This window comes from Pseudomonas putida (genome assembly GCF_002025705.1).
GTDB lineage: Bacteria > Pseudomonadota > Gammaproteobacteria > Pseudomonadales > Pseudomonadaceae > Aquipseudomonas > Aquipseudomonas putida_J.
Genome location: NZ_CP018846.1, coordinates 5,120,837 through 5,138,354 on the forward strand (window position 1 = coordinate 5,120,837; position 17,518 = coordinate 5,138,354).

The following is a 17,518-nucleotide window of genomic DNA, read 5'->3' on the forward strand; positions in this document are numbered from 1 at the left end:
CTGCTCTATCTGGCTTTCACGGTCATCTCGCCTTGCCCATCCCCCACCGCCTGCAGGTTCGGCCGGTACATCGATTCCACCTGTGGCGGCGGCACCCGGTAGGTACCTGGGGTTACCGCCCGCGCCAGGTACAACAGGTGCGTGGTGCCATAGCCGTCGAGCTTGAGCGCTGCGACGTAGCGGTCATCACGGTACTCCTGGTGCACCACGCTGGCGTTCTGCATCGATTCACGCCATTGCTTCACCGCGCTGCTGGCGTTATCCAGGCTGGCAGCACTCTGCGCCAGGTTCTGGTTCTCAAGCTCAAGGCCCGCAGGCAGCAGGTCGACTACCAAGGCGTCCGGCACGCGATCGGTGGCCTTGAGTGCCAGGTGCACCAGTACCAGGTCGCCGCTGCGCAGGTTATGCAGGTCCAGCGCCTGGCCGTTCATGCCCAGGTACTCACGGCGGATCTCCATGCCATTGCCACCTGCGACAGGTGCCTGACGTGGGTAACCCGACAGGGTCAATTGCTGATAGAGCGTTTCACTGCCTTCGTTCTGCACGCTCAGCGGCGAAGCCAGCAACGGCCCTTCGAGCTTCATGCCTGCTTCGACGTTGTTGAACTCACGCACTTCACCGGCACTGTCCAGGCGTGCCTTCCACGGCGCTTCCGGCTTGCCCAGCAGGCCACGGCCTGCCAGATACAAGGCGTTGCGCTCCTGGGTCGACAACCAGCGGTTGGCCGCCAGTTCGTCCGACAGGGCGAACAGCCGCTGATCGACCTGGTTGCCGGCCAGCTTGCTCTCCTGCAGCAGCGCCAGGATCAGCGCCTGGTCGCGCAGGCTGCTGCCGTAGTCGGCCATCCAGCCTTTGCTGCGGCTGATACCCAGGCCAGCTTGCAGCGCCTGCTCGGCACGGGGTTTGTCGCCCATGGCGTCCAGCGCCACCGCCAGTTGTACCAGCGGCAAGCCGGAGCGTGCATCGGCACGGCGCTCGAACAGGCTGCGCAGGGCGCCCAGCGGTGCCTGCTGACTGCGCGACAACACCAGCGCGGCATAGGCTTGCACGGCAAAGCGGGTGTGCTCGGCATTCTCGCTGTAGTCGACTTCGATCAGGTTGCGTTCCTGCAGGTAGCGCAGCAGGCGTTCGTTGGCTTTCTTCAAGGCCTCGGCCGGTACGCCATAGCCCTGGTCGCGAGCACGCTGAAGGAAGTCGGTGACATAGGCGGTCAGCCAATATTCTTCTTCACCATCCGAGCTCCACAGGCCGAAGCTGCCGTTATAGCGCTGCATGCCCAACAAGTGCTCGATGCCCATCTCGATCTTGCGCTTGCGCACCTCGGCCGGTTCACCCTTGATGCCCAGGCGCTTGAGGCTGGCGGCATCGGCGTACAGTGATGGGTAGAGGCCGCTGGTGGTCTGCTCCAGGCAACCGTAAGGGTAGGCTTCGAGGGCGCGGATCTGCTCGGCCAGGTTCAATGGCGGGCGGCTCGACAGCGCCAGGCTGGCCTCCAGGCCCGCTGGCTCGAAGGCGGCCAGGTCGCTTTCCGGCAAGGTCCATGGCTGGTCCTTGAGGGCCACGCGGTAATGCTTGAGCACCGCCGGGTAAGCCGGGCGCACACCCAGGGTCCATTGGCGTTCGAAGGTGGTCGCCGGCTCGCCCGGCAGTTGCAGGCCATTGACCCGCACCTGCACCTTGCCCTGCCCCAGGCCACCCAGGGCCTGTACCGGGATCAGCAGCGTGCTGCGCTGGCCTTCGGCCAGGGCGACAGCCTGCTGGGCGCTGGCCGTCAGGCTCAGCTGGCCCTCGGTACTGACCTCGACATTCAACTGCTGGGCACGCCCCGACAGGTTGGCCAGGTCCAACGCCAGGCTGGTGCGGTCACCGCCGGCCAGGAAGCGCGGCGCCGACAGTTCGGCGATCAGCGGCGCAGCCACCACCGTCTTGCCCTCGGCCATGCCGAAGTGTTCATCGGTCCAGGCCTGGGCCATCAGCCGCAGCTCGCCATTGAAGTCGGGAATATCGACCGTCGCCTCGCCTTCACCCTGGTCGTTCAGGGTCACCGGCAGGCTTTGTTGGGCAACGATGGTCACCGTGGTATTGGGGCGCTTGCCACCTTTGGCCATCGCCGCGTCACCGCCGAAGGCCAGGCTGGCCAGGCGGCCCTGGCCGGCTTCGATCAGCTGGCCGTAGATGTCCAGCTGGTCGGCGCCGTAGGCCTTGCGGCCGAACAGGCTGGCGAACGGGTCGGGGGTCTTGAAGTCGGTGATGTTGAGGATGCCAACGTCGACCGCAGACAGCAGCACATGCACCTGCTTCGGCACGCTGCCGTCGGCATTGGCGGCCTTGATCTTCACCGTCAGTGGCTGCTTGGGCCGCATCTTTTCCGGCGCCTGCAGGCTGACCGCGAGCTTGCGCTCGGCACGCGCCAACGGCAGGTGCAGCACGCCGACAGCGCGCTTGGGCGTGGCATTGGCCTTGCGCTCACCCGGGCGGATCACCAGCGCGCTGATGTACAGGTCGTGGCGTGCCCACTGCTTGTCCAGCTGCACATCGAAAGTCTTGCCCTCGGCGGGCACCTCGATTTCCTGCCACCACAACGGGCCATCGCTGGACTCGACCATCAGGTAGCCGCTACCAGCTGCTGGCGGGGTCACGGTGACCTTGGCGGTAGCGCCATCGGCATAGGCGGGCTTGTCCAGCGCCAGCTTTACCTGGTCCGGGCGCACCGCGCCGCCTTCGGCGTTGTCCTGGGCACGATAACCGGCCCAGAAGCGCTCGCTGGAAACCAGTCCGGTCTCAGGGTCTTCCACCTCGACGCGGTACGGGCCCCACTCCACCTGGAAGCTCAACTTGGCCGTCGAGCCTGCTTTGACGCTGATGGTCTCCTCGCTCTGGGTAAGGAACTTCTCGTTGTAGTTGTAGCTCCAGCCATCGCTCTGCGAGTAGTTCCAGTAGTAATCGCGGCGCTCGCGAATCAGGCGCACTTTCAGGTCGTTGGCGGCAAGCTTGTTGCCAGCGCGGTCGGCCACGAGGAATTCGAATTCCACCGGGCCGTCGCTGTCGGTTTCCTCACCGTCGAACAGGCCGCGCAGGCCGGGCAGGCGCTCGGCTGGCCAGATCGGTTGTTCGAGGCGGCGGGTGATCGGCCGGCCACCGGACTCCTGCAGGCTGGCCTGCACGGTCAGTTGCAGCGGAGAACGTGCTTCGGCCCAGTGGCTTTCGATATCGACCACTGCCTTGCCAGCCTGGTCGAGGGTGACTTCGTCGAGCTCCAGGTCCTGGTTCAGTTCGGTTTCGGTGACCGAGCCGAACTGGTAACCCGGCAGTGCCGGCACCGCTTCACGCAGCGGGCGTACATAGGCTTGGCCGCTCAGGCGATTGCCGGCAGCCGGCGCACCATAAAGGTAGCGGCCATTGACCTGGATGCGCGCATCCTCCTCAGGCGACAGCGGTGTATCGCTGCCCTTGAGCTCAAGTGCCAGGCGCTCGGGCAGGAAGTCTTCGACCAGGAACTCGTACACCTGCTTGCGGCCGCCACCCAGGTCGAGCAGCAATTGCCAACGGCCGGTCGGGGCCTCCGTGGCCAGTTGCAATTGATACTGGTACAGGCCGTTGGCGTCGGCCTCCCAGACGAACTTGCGGCTGACCTGCTCATCTGGGCGACGCACTTCCACGCTCACCGGTTGAGCCTTCACCGGCTTGCCATCCTGGTCGCGCAGCAGACCGTTGAGCAGCACCGTTTCACCCGGGCGATAGAGGTCGCGCGGGCCGAAGATGAAGAACAGCAGCGGGTTGGCCTGGGGGCCGGTGATATCGAACTCGGCCAGGTCCAGGGCCGCGGTGTTCAGGCGCAGCAGGGTGGTGTGCACGCCCTGGGTGGCGATCAGGGTGTCGGCCTTGGCCGTGATCGGCAGCTGGGCATGGCCGGCGCCATCGGTCTTGGCCTGGGCCAGCAGCTTGCCCTTGTCGTCATGCAGTTCGAGGTTGACGTCCTTGAGTGCCTTGCCGCCTTCCAGGGCCTGGGCAAACACATCCAGGCGGTCACGGTAGCGGTGGGCGGACACGCCGATGTCGCTGAGGGTGAACAACGTGGCCGGCTGCGAATAGTCGTAAGTGCCCGAGGCACGCATCACTGCCAGGTAAACACCCGGCTCCTGCAGCGGCTTGATCCCGGCGATGGGCAGCAGCACGGTCTCGCGGGTGTTGCGCGCCGGGTTGAGGTCGAATCGGCCGCTGTAGACCAGCTCGGCCATGTCCAGGGTTTCCTTGGACTGGTAGTAGTACAGGCTGCTGTTGCGCCCCCAGCTGGCCAGGAAGTTCGAGAGCATCTCAGGCTTGACCCGGAAGAACTCGACATCGACCTTGGCAACGTTCAGCGCGATCACTGGCAGGCCTTCGGCCAGGCGCGTGGGCAGCAAAGAACCGCGGCTGGCGAAGCCGACGGTGGGTTGCATGTCGCGGGTTTCAAGGCGGCTTACCGAGTCGCTGTCGAGCTTGTTGCCGTTGACCGCCAGCAGGCCCTTGTCGACGGTCAGCACCAGCTTGCGCTGCGGTTCCAGGTGGCGCAGGCGCAGTTCCATCTGGTTGTCTGCGAGTTCCCAGGCACCGTCGACCTTGCCTTTGACGGTGTCGACCAGGTGCACCTTGGAGGCGAAGTCCTGCTTGGCGTCCAGCGGGGCCGAGAAGCTGATCGACAGGGTGCTGGCACCGTCGAGCTGCACTTCCGAGACGTCCAGCACGCTGAGCTCGCGCCCCTCGTAACGCTTGGCAAGGACAGCAGGGTCCTCGCGCTTGGGCGCCGAGGCCTCGACCGCAGCGCTGGCTGCCGGTTTTTCGGCGGGCGCGGGTTTGCCCGGCGTCGAGGAATCACAGGCACTGAGCAAGGCCAGCGCGCAGGCCAGCAACAATCCTTTGTTGAACATGGAGTGGGAACTCTTCGGCAGCGTGTACGTGAGGGCAGCAACTATAGCGCAACGGCGCATTCGGCACTTTCATCGATGCGGCAAGTGAGACCGTGTTCGCGTGGATAGGTTGCCTTGCCGTTACAATGCGCCCAGCCGAATACTGGGGCGCGAAGCGGCCCCCGCAGCCTCAGGAATTGCAATGTCGCAACTGACCACCGACTGGCAGCACCGCCCCACCCACCGCAAGGTCTGGGCCTTGGCCGCGCCGATGATCCTCTCGAATATTTCGGTACCGCTGGTGGCCCTGGTCGACAGCACCGTGATCGGCCATCTGCCCCACGCCCACCAGCTCGGTGCAGTGGCCGTGGGCGCCACGCTGTTCACCTTCATGGTCGGCCTGATGGGCTTCCTGCGCATGGGCGCCACCGGCTTCGCCGCCCAGGCCGCCGGGCGTGCCGACGGCGCGGCGCTGCGCCAGGTGCTGGTGCAGGGCCTGCTGCTCGCCGCAGCCTTCGCCCTGCTGATCGGCCTGCTTGCCCTGCCCTTCAGCCAACTGGCGCTGCACGCCATGCAACCGAGCGAGGCGTTGCAGCAGTCCACCGAAGACTTCTTCCACACGCGCCTGCTTGGCCTGCCGGCGGCGCTGGCCAGCTATGCACTGGTCGGTTGGTTTCTCGGCACCCAGAACGCTCGAGCGCCGCTGGCGATTTTGCTGACCACTAATCTTCTGAACATCGCCCTCAACCTGTGGTTCGTGCTGGGCCTGAACTGGGGCGTACTGGGTTCGGCACGGGCCTCGGTGATCGCAGAATGGAGCGCCGCGCTGCTTGGCCTGGCCCTGACCCGCCCAGCCTTGCGCCACTACCCCGGGCAGATCGCCTGGGCCGCGCTCAAGCACTGGCAGGCCTGGCGGCCTTTGCTGGCGGTGAACCGAGACATTTTCCTGCGCAGCCTGGCGCTGCAGCTGGTGTTCCTGCTGATTACCGTGCAGGGCGCGCGCCTGGGCGAGGCCACGGTGGCAGCCAATGCCCTGCTGCTCAACGGGCTGCTGCTCACTGCCTACGCCCTCGATGGCCTGGCGCATGCCGTGGAGGCCTTGTGCGGGCATGCCATTGGTGCCAGGGATCGAGATACTTTGCGCCGGTCACTGGTGGTGGCCTGCGGTTGGTCACTGATCACCAGCGTGGTGTTTGCCGGCGTGTTCCTGCTGGGCGGGCACCTGTTCATCGACGTGCAGACCAATATCGATAGCGTGCGCGAGGCGGCCTATCCGTACCTGCCTTACCTGGCGCTGCTGCCGTTGATCGCGGTGTGGAGTTACCTGCTCGACGGGCTGTTCATCGGCGCGACCCGGGCGCGGGAAATGCGCAATGCGATGGTGCTGTCGGTGCTGATTGCATTGCCTTTGGGCGTGCTCATGAGTGGGATTGGCAACCATGGGTTGTGGTTGGCGTTCCTCGGGTTCATGGCGTTGCGGGCGGTGACATTGGGGTTGGTGGGGTGGCGGCTGCAGGAAAGAGGGCGCTGGATTGAGTGAAGCCGGGGCCGCTTTGCGGCCCTTTCGCGACGCAAGGCCGCTCCCACAAGGCCTTGCGTACGCTGATCAATGTGGGAGCGGCCTTGCGTCGCGAAATGAGGGCGCAGCCCTCACCTGCAGACTCAAAGCCACACACAATCCCAATGTGGGTAGTCACCCGCATGCTTTACCAGCCCGGCGCGAATTGGATTAGCGATGATGTAGCGAGCCACAGCTTTCACATCCTCCTCCCGGCGAAGGGCCCGATCATGAAAACTGGGCTGCCAGATATGACGCCGGTCAGCGCCCGCCCTGTATAGCGCACAGCTGCTTCGCGACTTGAATGCGCACATCAGTTCACTAAGACTGCTGCCTCTCAATTCGATCAACCAATGCAAATGATCAGGCATCAGCACCCAGGCCAGAGACCGGCATGCCTTGTCTTCGTCACTTTTGCGCAACTGCTGCACAACAGTCCTGGCAAGGTATAGATGAGTGAACAGTGGAAGGCGATTTCGTGTGTTGGTGGTGATGAGGTAAAGGCGTCCGGATTCGGACCAGCGGCCGCGGCGCAATAGGTTTGAGCTGGGACATTCCATGTCGCTCTCCTTTGAACATTGCATCCAAAGGTAGACTCGCTGGGGTTGAGCCTTGGGATAGGATCATTACCGGGTGTGAATTCGGTGAGGGCTTCGCCCTCATTTCGCGACGCAAGGCCGCTCCCACAAAAAAAAGCCATACAATTTTTTGCAGGAGCGGCCTCGCCGATCAGGAGGAGAGGTAGGACGAGCGGGTCAGGCCCAGGCGCAACGCATCGAGGTACTGGGTGCGCTCACGCGCGCTGATCTTGGCGCTGGCCACCTTGTCACGGTAGTGAGTCATCAACTCCTCCGGCGACAGGTGCACGTAGCGCAGCATGTCTTCGATGGTGTCGTGGGTCTCGATACCGGCGTGGTACACGCTGCCATCGGCGTTCTGGTAGATGTTCACCGAGTCGGTGTCACCGAACAGGTTGTGCATGTCACCGAGGATTTCCTGGTAGGCGCCCACCAGGAACACACCCAGCAAGTAGTCTTCACCTTCGTTGACCGCGTGCACTGGCATGCTGGTCTCGATGCTCTGTTCGTCGACGTACTGGTTGATCTTGCCGTCAGAGTCACAGGTCAGGTCCTGCAGCACCGCACGACGCATCGGCTCCTCGTCCAGGCGGTGCAACGGGATGATCGGCAGTACCTGGCCGATGGCCCAGGTGTCCGGCAGGCTCTGGAACACCGAGAAGTTGCAGATGTACTTGTCGGCCAGCTTGTCGTTGAGCTCGTCCAGCACCTGACGGTGCGAGCGCTGGCGGGCTTTCAGCGAGTTGTGCAGGCGCCGGCACACGGCGAAGTAGCACTGCTCGGCCAGGGCCTTTTCCGCCAGGCTGAGCTTGCCATCAGCGTACTGCGCTGCCACGTCGCCCATGTAGTGGGTGGCACGCCAGTAGGTTTCGGTGACCATCTCGATGTCGGTCGGGCCCAGAAGGTCGACCAGCCATTGCACGGTTTCCGGCAGGGCTTCCTTGTTCTCGATGGTCGGCACGTCGTCGTTGTGCCGCTCGACGTCAGTGACCTGAATCACCAGCATGGCGTGGTGCGCGGTCAGCGAGCGGCCGCTCTCGGAGAAGATGTGCGGGTGCGGCAGGCCCTGCGCGTCGCAGAACTCCTTGAGCATGCCCACCACCACGCCGGCGTAGTCGTCCATGTCGTAGTTGATCGAGCTGGCGTTGCGCGAGTGGGTACCGTCGTAGTCCACGCCCAGGCCACCACCGACGTCGATGTGATCGACCGGCAGGCCCAGTGCACGCAATTCGCCGTAGTAACGGATCGCTTCCTTGAAGCCGTGCTGGTAATCGGCCAGGTTGGCGATCTGCGACCCCATGTGGAAGTGCAGCAAGCGGATGCCCTGGTCCAGGCCTGCATCGCGGAAGCGCTGCACCACCGAGATCAGCTGGGCGGCGGACAAACCGAACTTGGACTTCTCACCACCGGTGTCGGCCCACTTGCTCGAAGCCAGCGACGACAGGCGAACGCGCAGGCCGACCTGTGGCTTGACCTTGAGCTCAGCGGCCTCATCGATCACCAGGGCCACTTCCGACTCTTTCTCGATGACGATGAATACGTTGTGGCCGAGCTTCTGGCCCATCAGCGCCAGGCGGATGAACTCGCGGTCCTTGTAACCGTTGCAGACGATGGTGCCGCCCTTCGGCGCCAGCGCCAGCACTGCCAGCAGCTCGGGCTTGGAACCGGCCTCCAGGCCGATCGAGACGTTCTGCGTGGCGATGATGTTTTCTACCACCGCTTCCTGCTGGTTGACCTTGATCGGGTACAGCGCGGTGTACTGGCTCTGGTATTCCAGGCGCGCGATGTTGGCATCGAAAGCGCCGGTCAGCTGGCGCACGCGGTCCTGCAGGATGTCGGGGAAGCGCACCAGCAGTGGCAGCGACAGGCCGCTCTGACGCAGCTCGTCGACCTGCTCGAACAGGTCGATCGGCGCGCTGCCGGGGCCGTTGGGGCGCACTTCGACGCGCCCGGCTTCATTGATGGCGAAATAACCAGCGCCCCAATGGCGGATGCCATAAACACTGCGGCTGTCGGCCACGGTCCATTGGCTACCATCGTCTTTGCGTGTGCGTCGTACGGACATTCAAGTCCCCTATAGGTAAGTCGAAGACACTGCCCCACAAGGAGGCGGGCGCAGTGTAAAAGCCGAAAATGACGATTCGTCCATGCCCTGGGGTAGACCCGGGTCATGGCAACGAGTTTAGAAAGCGTTGGGCAAAAAATCGCGTGGGCGTATCAGCCGCCGGACTTTTTCGCCTTGAAGCCCTGTTTGATCAGCTCGGCGATCAGCAGCTCGACGTGGTCGCCCTGGATCTCGATGACCCCATCCTTCAGCGCACCGCCGGTACCGCAGCGGCGCTTGAGGGTGGTGGCCAGCTCCTTGAGCTGGTCGAGCGGCAGCGGCACACCGGTGACGGTAGTCACGGTCTTGCCGCCACGGCCTTTGCTTTCACGGCGCACACGGGCGATGCCGTCACCTTCGGGGATGACTTGCTGCTTGCAGGTGCAGGCGTCCACCGGCTGGCCACAGTCGGGGCAATGCCGACCGGCATCGGTGGAGTAAACGAGACCGCCAAGGGCGGCGAAGGAAGAAGCTTTCTTGGCCACTTTTGTTCCTCTGTGCTGAGGACAAAAACTGGTCGGCGGGAGCCGACCGCGAAGCCCCACTCTGGCAGGGGCGGCGCTACTGCCGCAAGATCCTGCGACAGCCCGAAAAGGGCGCGCAGTGTAACGATAAATCAGGCCGTTGCTAAGTACTGGAATGCGCCATTTTGCGAATGTTTTGCGACCTTGGGGCTGCTGCGCAGCCCTTTCGCGACGCAGGGCCGCTCCTGCAAGGCTTACGCGCTCACCTGCAGGAGCGGCCTTGTGTCGCGAAAGGACCGCAAAGCGGTCCGCGGCGTCACCTCAAGCTAGCCTTGTAACGCTGCAGTGCCGCCAGAGAATCCGGGCAATACGGCATGCTCCGGCTTTCCTGCTCGGCCTGCTCAACGCTCATGAATTTCGCCTCGATCACCTCTTCCGGCTGCAACTGCAATGGCGCGTCCGACACCGCCGAATACACCGCGCACCACAAGTGGTTGTCCGGCTGGTCGAAATAGAAGCGCTCATGAAAGCGCAATTCGACCCCATCGATGCCCAGCTCTTCGGCCAGCTCGCGGGCCGCCGAGTCGGCATACGCCTCCCCAGCTGCCACCATGCCACCGGCTGCCACATCCCAATACCCCGGATACAGCGCCTTGCTCAGGGCCCGACGGTGTACGCACAGTTCACCGGCACTGTTGAACAACAGAATGAACGTGCAGCGACCGATCAGGCCGCGCTCTCGCAGCTCGGCCCTGGGCAGCGCACCGAGCACCTGGTCGCCAGCGTCTACCCAGGCGACCAGTTCTCGGTCGGAAGCCGCCCGGTGGGCGGCCTCGCTGGCGCTGATGGCCATGCTCAACCCTGCGACAGCAGCTGGCGCAGGTCGATGACCGCGGCGTTGGCCCGGGAAATGTAGTTGGCCATGACCAGCGAGTGGTTGGCCCACATGCCGAAGCCGCTGCCGTTAAGCACCATCGGGCTCCACAGCGGTTCCTGCGAGGCTTCCAGTTCACGAATGATCTGCCGCACGCTGACCGTGGCGTTCTTCTTCGCCAGCACGTCGGCGAAGTCGACCTCGATGGCGCGCAGCAGGTGCGACAGCGCCCAGGCCTGGCCTCGGGCTTCGTAGAACACGTTGTCGATTTGCAGCCACGGAGTTTCCACCAGCTCTTCATCCACCTGCGGCGCCTGGCCGGCGACCACCGACTCGGTCTTCAGGGTGGTATTGAGCTTGACCCGGCCAACACTGGCCGACAGGCGCTGCGACAGCGAACCCAGGCGGGTGGCCACGTCACCCAGCCAGTTGTTCAGGTTGTCGGCACGGGTGTAGAAGATCGCACCCTTGTCGCCAGCTGCAAGGCGGGCCTGATAACGGGAAAGCGACTTGATGCCCTCTTCGAATTCCGATTCGCTCGACGGCAGGATCCAGCTCTTGTTGTCGAAGTTGAAGCGCGGTTCGGCCTTGGCCAGGTCGGCATCTTCGGTGGACTGCGACTGCGAACGGGCAAAGTCCTTGCGCAGGGCCCGGGACAGGTCGCGCACCTGCACCAGCACGCCGTACTCCCAGCTCGGCATGTTGTCCATCCACAGGCCTGGCGGGAAGCGGTCGTTGGAAATGTAACCGCCCGGCTTGTTCAGCAGGGTGCCGGCCACGGTCTTGAGGGTTTCGATGGTGGTATAGCCGACCACCATCTGCTGGCCGTTGCGTTCAGCGGCAGCCTGGGCATTCTGCTGCACCGGGAACAACGCCGGCTCCTCGCTCCAGTACCAGCCCAGACCGATGCACACCAGCAGGTACAACCCGATCAGGGTCCCCAGGGCACGGCTCCAGAGCCCGCCAAAATAGCTACGGGCAGCGGCGCGGCGGCCATCGACACGCTCGCGGGGCTCGGCTTTGGCCTCGCGGTTTTTCCAGTCCAGCATGGCTTTGTCCTTAATCAGTCACGACGGTTCAGGGCTTTGACCACAGGCCAGCGCCAGGGTGCCACGGCAAGCCCGCGTCGCAGCACTATAAAGCAGACACTGCCTTACGCATAAGCGACCAATGAGTCAGTAACTGAATATTCGTTCGCAAGCCTTTGTTGATACGGCGCACGTGCGAGTAGAAAAAGTAGTGCTAGCATACAGCCATCATCGAACCTGCATAGCCCACTAATAAGTAGCCAGGACATGACCCAAGCCGCGGAGCCGAGCCAGGAGCGCCTTTCGCAGGAGCTCGAACAGCTGTTGCAGCGCCTGTCGCGCACGCGCCTGCGCCATGGCGACCAGCCCGATCAGCTGGAGTTGCCACCTGTGCGCAAACCGGTCTACCTGCTGCTGCACGACCATGAGCGCGCCGAGCGCCTCGCCCAGCAGCTGGAGTTCTTCGGCCTGAGCGCGCAGCCGCAGCCCTGCGCCAGTGCCTTTCTGGCTTCGTTGGCCGAGCAACCTCCGGCAGCCATCGTCATGGATGTCGATTTCGCCGGCGCTGGTACTGGCCTGCCGCTGGCGTCACTGGCGCAGCAAGGCCAGGAACAGCCCATACCGCTACTGTTCTTCAGCCTGCACGAAGCCGATACGCCGACCCGCCTGGCCGCAGTGCGCGCTGGCGGCCAGGCGTTTCTGACCGGTACGCTGGAGGCCTCCAGCCTGCTGGAAAAACTCGAAGCCATGACCAGCCACGCACAGCAAGACCCCTTGCGCGTGCTGATCATCGACGACTCACGCACCCAGGCCTTGCATACCGAACGGGTACTGGCCAGTGCCGGGATGCTGACCCGCAGCCTGAACGACCCGATTGGCGCCATGGCGGAGCTTGCCGACTTCCAGCCCGACCTGATCATCCTCGACCTGTACATGCCGACGTGCTCGGGCCCTGAGCTGGCCAAGGTGATCCGGCACAATGACCGTTACGTCAGCGTACCGATCATCTACCTGTCCGCCGAGGACGACCTGGACAAGCAGCTCGATGCCATGAGCGAAGGCGGTGACGACTTCCTGACCAAGCCGATCCGCTCGCGGCACCTGATCACCACCGTGCGCAACCGCGCCGCGCGTGCGCGCCACCTCAAGGCCCGCATGGTCCGCGACAGCCTGACCGGGCTGTACAACCACACTCACATCCTGCAATTGCTCGAAGACTGCAGCTACCGTGCCCGCCGCGAACGGCAGCCGCTGAGCTTCGCCATGCTCGACATCGACCATTTCAAGAAGATCAACGACCGCCACGGTCACCCGATGGGCGACCGGGTGATCAAGAGCCTGGCGCTGTTCCTCAAGCAACGCCTGCGCAAGACCGACTTCATTGGCCGCTATGGTGGCGAGGAGTTCGCCATCGTCATGCCCAACACCTCGCTGGAAGCTGCGCACAAGGTGCTTGACGATATTCGCCGGCGCTTTGCCGAAATTCTCTACCCGGCGCAGCCCGAGGATCTGCAGTGCACTTTCAGTGCCGGGGTGGTTCAGCTGGACGAGGAACTGGATGCGCTGAGCATGGCCAGTACCGCAGATGAAGCGTTGTACCGGGCCAAGCATGCCGGGCGTAACTGCGTGGTCCGCGTCGAGCCTTAGATTGTTGCCACCTGTGCTGGCCTCTTCGCGGGTAAACCCGCTCCCACAGCGTGATCGCTGCCCCATACTCTGTAATATCCCTGTGGGAGCGGGTTTACCCGCGAAAGAGTCAGCACAGGAAAAAGGGATAGCGGCACAGTGCCACTTTTTTTGGCGCCAGCCCCATGTCGTCATCACCCGGTCATGAAACCGCAATAACTTCAGCCACCTACCTCCACTCCCCCGCAGGAAGTTCGCGGCTATGCGCCTGAAGTGGCTGACCAATTTCAACACCCTCTTACTGGTAACCGTGTGTATCGCCCTGGCTGCGACCTTGTGGTGGTCGCAACGCGCCCTGGAGCGGCCCTATCAGCTGATGGAGCGCTACCTGGGCCTGTCGCAGCAGTTCCAGAACCAGACAGCGCGCAACATCCAGGCATATCTGGACAGTGGCGACGCCCTGCGCCACGCCGCTGCCGTTGAGGCCAACAAGCAGCTCGAAGCCTCACTGACCGACTGGCCACCAGCGCTCGCCGGCAAACTGCGCCCGAGCCTCGACACCCTGCAGGCCTTCACCGCCAACGAACTGCTCGCCGCTGGCAAGCTGGCCGGCGACCCACATGCCCTGCTGCTGCAGGCCGAACGCGAGCTGGGGGCCAACTTCGAACAGCTGGCCGCCTATGCCCGCGACAGCGGCAGTAGCGAAGCCGGCCGTTACCTGCTGCCACTGCTCGACGCCAGCGTGCACCTGGGCCGCCTGTCGCTGGCCCGGGACAAACTGGTCAGCAGCGGCCGCGCCGAACTGGCCGACGAAGTCGAGCGCGAGCTGCAACTGATCCGCACCCAGGCCCAGGTCATCGATGGCCTGCCGCTGCTGGGCGTCACCCGTGCCGCCGAATCCAACGCCGACGACTTCGCCGCCATGATGGGCCTGGAATCCCAGGCCAGCGAGCAACAGGAAGACGTGGCAGTCGGCCTCAAGCGCGAGCTGCAAAGCCTGCTCAACCGCTACCCAGCCGAACTGCAGCGCACCCGCGAGCAGATTGAACGGCGCACGGCCCTGGCCGCCAGCACCAACCAGCGGCTGGAAGCCGTGCAACAGGCCATCGCCGGCCTGGAGCCGGAAGTGCGCGGCCAGCACGCGAAGATTGCCGGCGAAGTACGCATCATGCAGGGGTTGATGATCGGTCTGATCCTGCTGATCGCCCTGCTCATCGACACCTTGCAACGGCGCCTGGCCCGAACACTGACCAGCCTGGCCCCAGCCCTGTCGCGCTGGGCCGAAGGCGACTTCGCCGCACCCATTGCGCTGGGCAAGACCAATCGCGAGCTGCACGACATCCAGGAATCGCTCAACCGCTTGCGCCAGTACCTGGTGGAACTGGTCGGCACCATTCGCCATAACGCCGAGCAGGTTGCCGGCAGCAGCCACGCCCTGGCCGGCATGAGCGCCGCCCTGCATGACGGCGCCGAGCGCCAGGCCGGTGATACCGGGCAGATTCGCGATGCGCTCGGCGAGCTGGAGGCGACCATCCAGCAAGTGGCCGGCGACGCCAGCTCCGCCGCCGATGCCAGCCGTGATGCCGGGCGTGCGGTGGAACAGGGCCAGACGGTGATCGGCCAGAGCTTGTCGGGGCTGCGTGCGCTGGTCGACGAGGTGCAGGGCAACGCGCGGATGATCGAACAGCTGGCCGAAGAGTCGGCCACCATTGGCGGCGTGCTGACGGTGATCCGTTCGATCGCCGAACAGACCAACCTGCTGGCATTGAATGCTGCCATCGAAGCGGCCCGCGCGGGTGAGATGGGCCGTGGCTTTGCGGTGGTGGCCGATGAGGTGCGCTCACTGGCACAGCGCACCACCGGGGCAACCGGTGAGATCCAGGCCCTGATCGACCGCCTGCAGCAGGCGGCGCGGGAGTCGGTGGCAGGGATGCGCACCCAGCTCGAACATGCCGAAGCCACTGCCGACCAGGCCCAGGCCGCCGATGGCGCGCTGGATGAGATCGTCAGCGCGATCCGCACGATTGCCGATACGGCAGTGCGCATTGCCGATGTCACCGCGCAGCAGAGTGGTGCGGTGAGCGAGATTCGGGACCACAGCGAGCGGATTCACGAGTTGGGCGAAGACAACCTGCAACGCATTGGTGAAGGGCGTGAGCAGGGTGAGCAACTGCTGAGCCTGGGCGGAGAGCTGAGCAAGGCGGTGCGGGCTTTCAGGGTCTAGCAAGCTGTGGGAGCGGCCTTGTGTCGCGAAAGGGGTGCATAGCGCCCCCAGGATTTGTGCATCACAATTGAAATTGCTGGGGCCGCGTTGCGGCCCTTTCGCGACACAAGGCCGCTCCCACAGGTACGGTGCATGTTTCAAAGTTGCAAGAAGCCTTGCGTCGCCATCCCTTTCAACCTGCGCCAACTCCGTTATCATGCGGGCACGTTCCACCTCGCGAGTCCGCCATGCGCCGCCTGTTTTTCCTGCTGTTCCTGCTGCTGGCCAGCCCTGCCTTCGCCTCGGGCCTGCTCGACAACCGCCCCAGCGCCACCCTCGGCGCCGCTTCGCTGTCCAACAATGCCGATTTCCTGCCGGTGCACGAAGCCTTCAAGCTCAGCCTGGTGCAGGCGGATGCGCAAACGCTCAAGCTGCGCTTCGTTGCCACAGATGGTTACTACCTGTACCGCCACCGCTTCCACTTCCGCACGGAACCGGCAGACATTGCCCTGGGCACGCCGAACATTCCCAAGGGTGAAGCCAAGCACGACGAGTTCTTCGGTGACGTCGAGGTGTACCACGGTGTGCTCGACATCGAGATCCCACGCACAGACGCCCGCGCCTTCACCCTGCTGGTGGGCTACCAGGGCTGCGCCGACAAGGGGCTTTGCTACCCGCCCGAAACCGAGCGACTGAGTATCGATGGCGAAGGTGCCGCCGCAGGCATTGCCTTGCCGGCAGGCAGTGAGCAGGGCTGGAACTGGAAGTCGCTGCTGCTGTTCTTCCTCGCAGGAGTCGGCCTGACCTTCACCCCCTGCGTACTGCCGATGCTGCCAATCCTCTCCGGAGTGGTCCTGCGTGGCCAGGTTGGCGGCCTGCGCGGCCTGGCCCTGTCACTGGCCTATGTGCTGCCGATGGCCGCCAGCTTCGCCGTGCTCGGCGCGCTGATGGGCCTGTTCGGCGCCGGCCTGAACCTGCAGGCACGCCTGCAGTCGGCCTGGGTGCTGGTGCCGTTCGCGCTGTTCTTCGTGGTGTTCGCCCTGGCCATGTTCGGCCTGTTCGAACTCAAGCTGCCACAAGCCCTGAGCAACCGCCTGAACAACGTCGCCAACCACACCAGGGGCGGCTCGCTGCTCGGTGCGGCGGTGCTCGGCGTACTCTCCAGCCTGCTGGTCTCGCCCTGCGTGTCAGCGCCGCTGGCCGGTGCCTTGCTTTATATCAGCGCCAGCGGCGATGCCGTGGGCGGCGCGCTCAAGCTGTTCGCCCTGGGCCTGGGCATGGGTGCACCCTTGCTGTTGATTGCCACGGGGGGCGCAACCTGGTTGCCGAAAAGCGGCCCTTGGCTGAACACCGTGAAAAACGCCATCGGCGTGTTGCTGCTGGGCTTGGCCATCGGCCTGCTCAGCCGTGTGCTACCGGGGCCGGCAACCTTGTTGCTGGTCGGCTTCCTGGCTGCTGGCGTGGCCCTGTTCCTCGGTGCCCTGGAGTTCGTGGTCAAAACACCGCGCCAACGGCTGGCGCAACTGCTGGGCCTGGCTTTGCTGGTTTATGCCCTGGCCTGCTGGTATGGCGCCCTGAATGGCCAGGGTGATCCGCTGCGCCCATTGCCAGCCCCCGTAGTGGCAAGCGCCAGCAGCCAGACGGCGGCAACATCAAGCGCCTGGCAAACCGTGACCACACCGGCCGCGCTGGATGCTGCCCTGGCCGACGCCAAGGCCGCCGGCCAACCGGTGCTGCTGGACTGGTACGCCGACTGGTGCATCAGTTGCAAGGTGATCGAGCACGAGGTGCTCAATGCACCGCAGGTACAGGGCCAGTTGAGCGCCTTCAAGTTGCTGCGTTTCGACATCACCGAGAGCAGCGCCGAACAACGCACCCTGCTCGACCGCTATCAGTTGTTCGGGCCGCCAGCACTGCTGTTCTTTGCGGCGAACGGCAGCGAAATGACCACCGATCGGGTGATTGGCGAGATAAACGCCGGGGAATTTGCACAGATTCTGACGCGCGTGCGCAGCAAACTCGGTCTATAACTTCCCGCGTGCGGGGAATTTTCTCCAAATGAGTGACCAGATTTAATTATTTGGTCACATACTTCGCGCGAACCTCGGGCAACGTGCTGGCTATTGCCGGGAACTGGACACTTGCCGTCGCTTTGCGGCACACTCGCCGCGCTGTGTCGAATTGCCCTACAAATCCA

At 64.2% G+C, this 17,518-nt stretch carries 10 protein-coding genes; 4 read left to right on the forward strand and 6 right to left on the reverse strand.

Annotated elements, in window-relative coordinates; genetic code table 11:
- Positions 1-5: 5 nt before the first annotated feature.
- Positions 6-4,907: an alpha-2-macroglobulin family protein gene (locus BUQ73_RS23280; protein ID WP_079229851.1), complete on the reverse strand. Its 4,902-nt coding sequence runs from the start codon at positions 4,905-4,907 to the stop codon at positions 6-8.
- Positions 4,908-5,088: 181 nt separating this feature from the next.
- Here BUQ73_RS23280 and BUQ73_RS23285 point away from each other — a divergent pair, with 181 nt between their 5' ends.
- Entirely contained in the window at positions 5,089-6,426 is a 1,338-nt protein-coding gene (locus BUQ73_RS23285) for an MATE family efflux transporter (protein ID WP_079229852.1), read from the forward strand.
- Positions 6,427-6,548: 122 nt separating this feature from the next.
- Here the strand turns inward: BUQ73_RS23285 and BUQ73_RS23290 are convergent, their stop codons facing one another.
- From BUQ73_RS23290 to BUQ73_RS23310, 5 genes are all read right to left on the reverse strand, one after another.
- Positions 6,549-7,004: an REP-associated tyrosine transposase gene (locus BUQ73_RS23290; protein WP_079229853.1), complete on the reverse strand. Its 456-nt coding sequence runs from the start codon at positions 7,002-7,004 to the stop codon at positions 6,549-6,551.
- A 169-nt stretch (positions 7,005-7,173) separates the two neighbouring features.
- Positions 7,174-9,087 carry an arginine decarboxylase gene (speA, locus tag BUQ73_RS23295; RefSeq protein ID WP_079229854.1) on the reverse strand — a complete coding sequence of 638 codons (1,914 nt, stop codon included), beginning with the start codon at positions 9,085-9,087 and terminating at the stop codon, positions 7,174-7,176.
- A 152-nt stretch (positions 9,088-9,239) separates the two neighbouring features.
- On the reverse strand, positions 9,240-9,611 hold the full coding sequence (locus BUQ73_RS23300; RefSeq protein WP_027920822.1) for a translation initiation factor Sui1: 372 nt from the start codon (positions 9,609-9,611) through the stop codon (positions 9,240-9,242).
- Positions 9,612-9,906: 295 nt separating this feature from the next.
- The gene (locus BUQ73_RS23305) at positions 9,907-10,443 is read right to left on the reverse strand and encodes an NUDIX hydrolase (RefSeq protein WP_079229855.1); all 537 of its coding nucleotides are present in this window, start codon (positions 10,441-10,443) and stop codon (positions 9,907-9,909) included.
- A 2-nt stretch (positions 10,444-10,445) separates the two neighbouring features.
- On the reverse strand, positions 10,446-11,513 hold the full coding sequence (locus BUQ73_RS23310) for a DUF2333 family protein (protein WP_079229856.1): 1,068 nt from the start codon (positions 11,511-11,513) through the stop codon (positions 10,446-10,448).
- 246 nt (positions 11,514-11,759) lie between these two features.
- Between BUQ73_RS23310 and BUQ73_RS23315 the strand changes: the two genes are divergently transcribed.
- The 3 genes from BUQ73_RS23315 to BUQ73_RS23325 all read left to right on the forward strand — a co-directional run bounded on the left by BUQ73_RS23315 (position 11,760) and on the right by BUQ73_RS23325 (position 17,351).
- On the forward strand, positions 11,760-13,139 hold the full coding sequence (locus BUQ73_RS23315) for a diguanylate cyclase (RefSeq protein ID WP_079229857.1): 1,380 nt from the start codon (positions 11,760-11,762) through the stop codon (positions 13,137-13,139).
- Positions 13,140-13,494: 355 nt separating this feature from the next.
- Positions 13,495-15,342 carry a methyl-accepting chemotaxis protein gene (locus BUQ73_RS23320; RefSeq protein ID WP_416171836.1) on the forward strand — a complete coding sequence of 616 codons (1,848 nt, stop codon included), beginning with the start codon at positions 13,495-13,497 and terminating at the stop codon, positions 15,340-15,342.
- 227 nt (positions 15,343-15,569) lie between these two features.
- Positions 15,570-17,351, forward strand: a complete 1,782-nt coding sequence (locus tag BUQ73_RS23325) for a protein-disulfide reductase DsbD (RefSeq protein ID WP_079229859.1) — start codon at positions 15,570-15,572, stop codon at positions 17,349-17,351.
- Positions 17,352-17,518: the final 167 nt, after the last annotated feature.

What these genes read in the sequence shown, in the direction of transcription:
- BUQ73_RS23280 (WP_079229851.1), bottom strand. Translation starts at nt 4,907, where the DNA reads ATGTTCAACAAAGGATTGTTGCTGGCCTGCGCGCTGGCCTTGCTCAGT.
- BUQ73_RS23285 (WP_079229852.1), top strand. Translation starts at nt 5,089, where the DNA reads ATGTCGCAACTGACCACCGACTGGCAGCACCGCCCCACCCACCGCAAG.
- BUQ73_RS23290 (WP_079229853.1), bottom strand. Translation starts at nt 7,004, where the DNA reads ATGGAATGTCCCAGCTCAAACCTATTGCGCCGCGGCCGCTGGTCCGAA.
- speA (WP_079229854.1), bottom strand. Translation starts at nt 9,087, where the DNA reads ATGTCCGTACGACGCACACGCAAAGACGATGGTAGCCAATGGACCGTG.
- BUQ73_RS23305 (WP_079229855.1), bottom strand. Translation starts at nt 10,443, where the DNA reads ATGGCCATCAGCGCCAGCGAGGCCGCCCACCGGGCGGCTTCCGACCGA.
- BUQ73_RS23310 (WP_079229856.1), bottom strand. Translation starts at nt 11,513, where the DNA reads ATGCTGGACTGGAAAAACCGCGAGGCCAAAGCCGAGCCCCGCGAGCGT.
- BUQ73_RS23315 (WP_079229857.1), top strand. Translation starts at nt 11,760, where the DNA reads ATGACCCAAGCCGCGGAGCCGAGCCAGGAGCGCCTTTCGCAGGAGCTC.
- BUQ73_RS23320 (WP_416171836.1), top strand. Translation starts at nt 13,495, where the DNA reads ATGGAGCGCTACCTGGGCCTGTCGCAGCAGTTCCAGAACCAGACAGCG.
- BUQ73_RS23325 (WP_079229859.1), top strand. Translation starts at nt 15,570, where the DNA reads ATGCGCCGCCTGTTTTTCCTGCTGTTCCTGCTGCTGGCCAGCCCTGCC.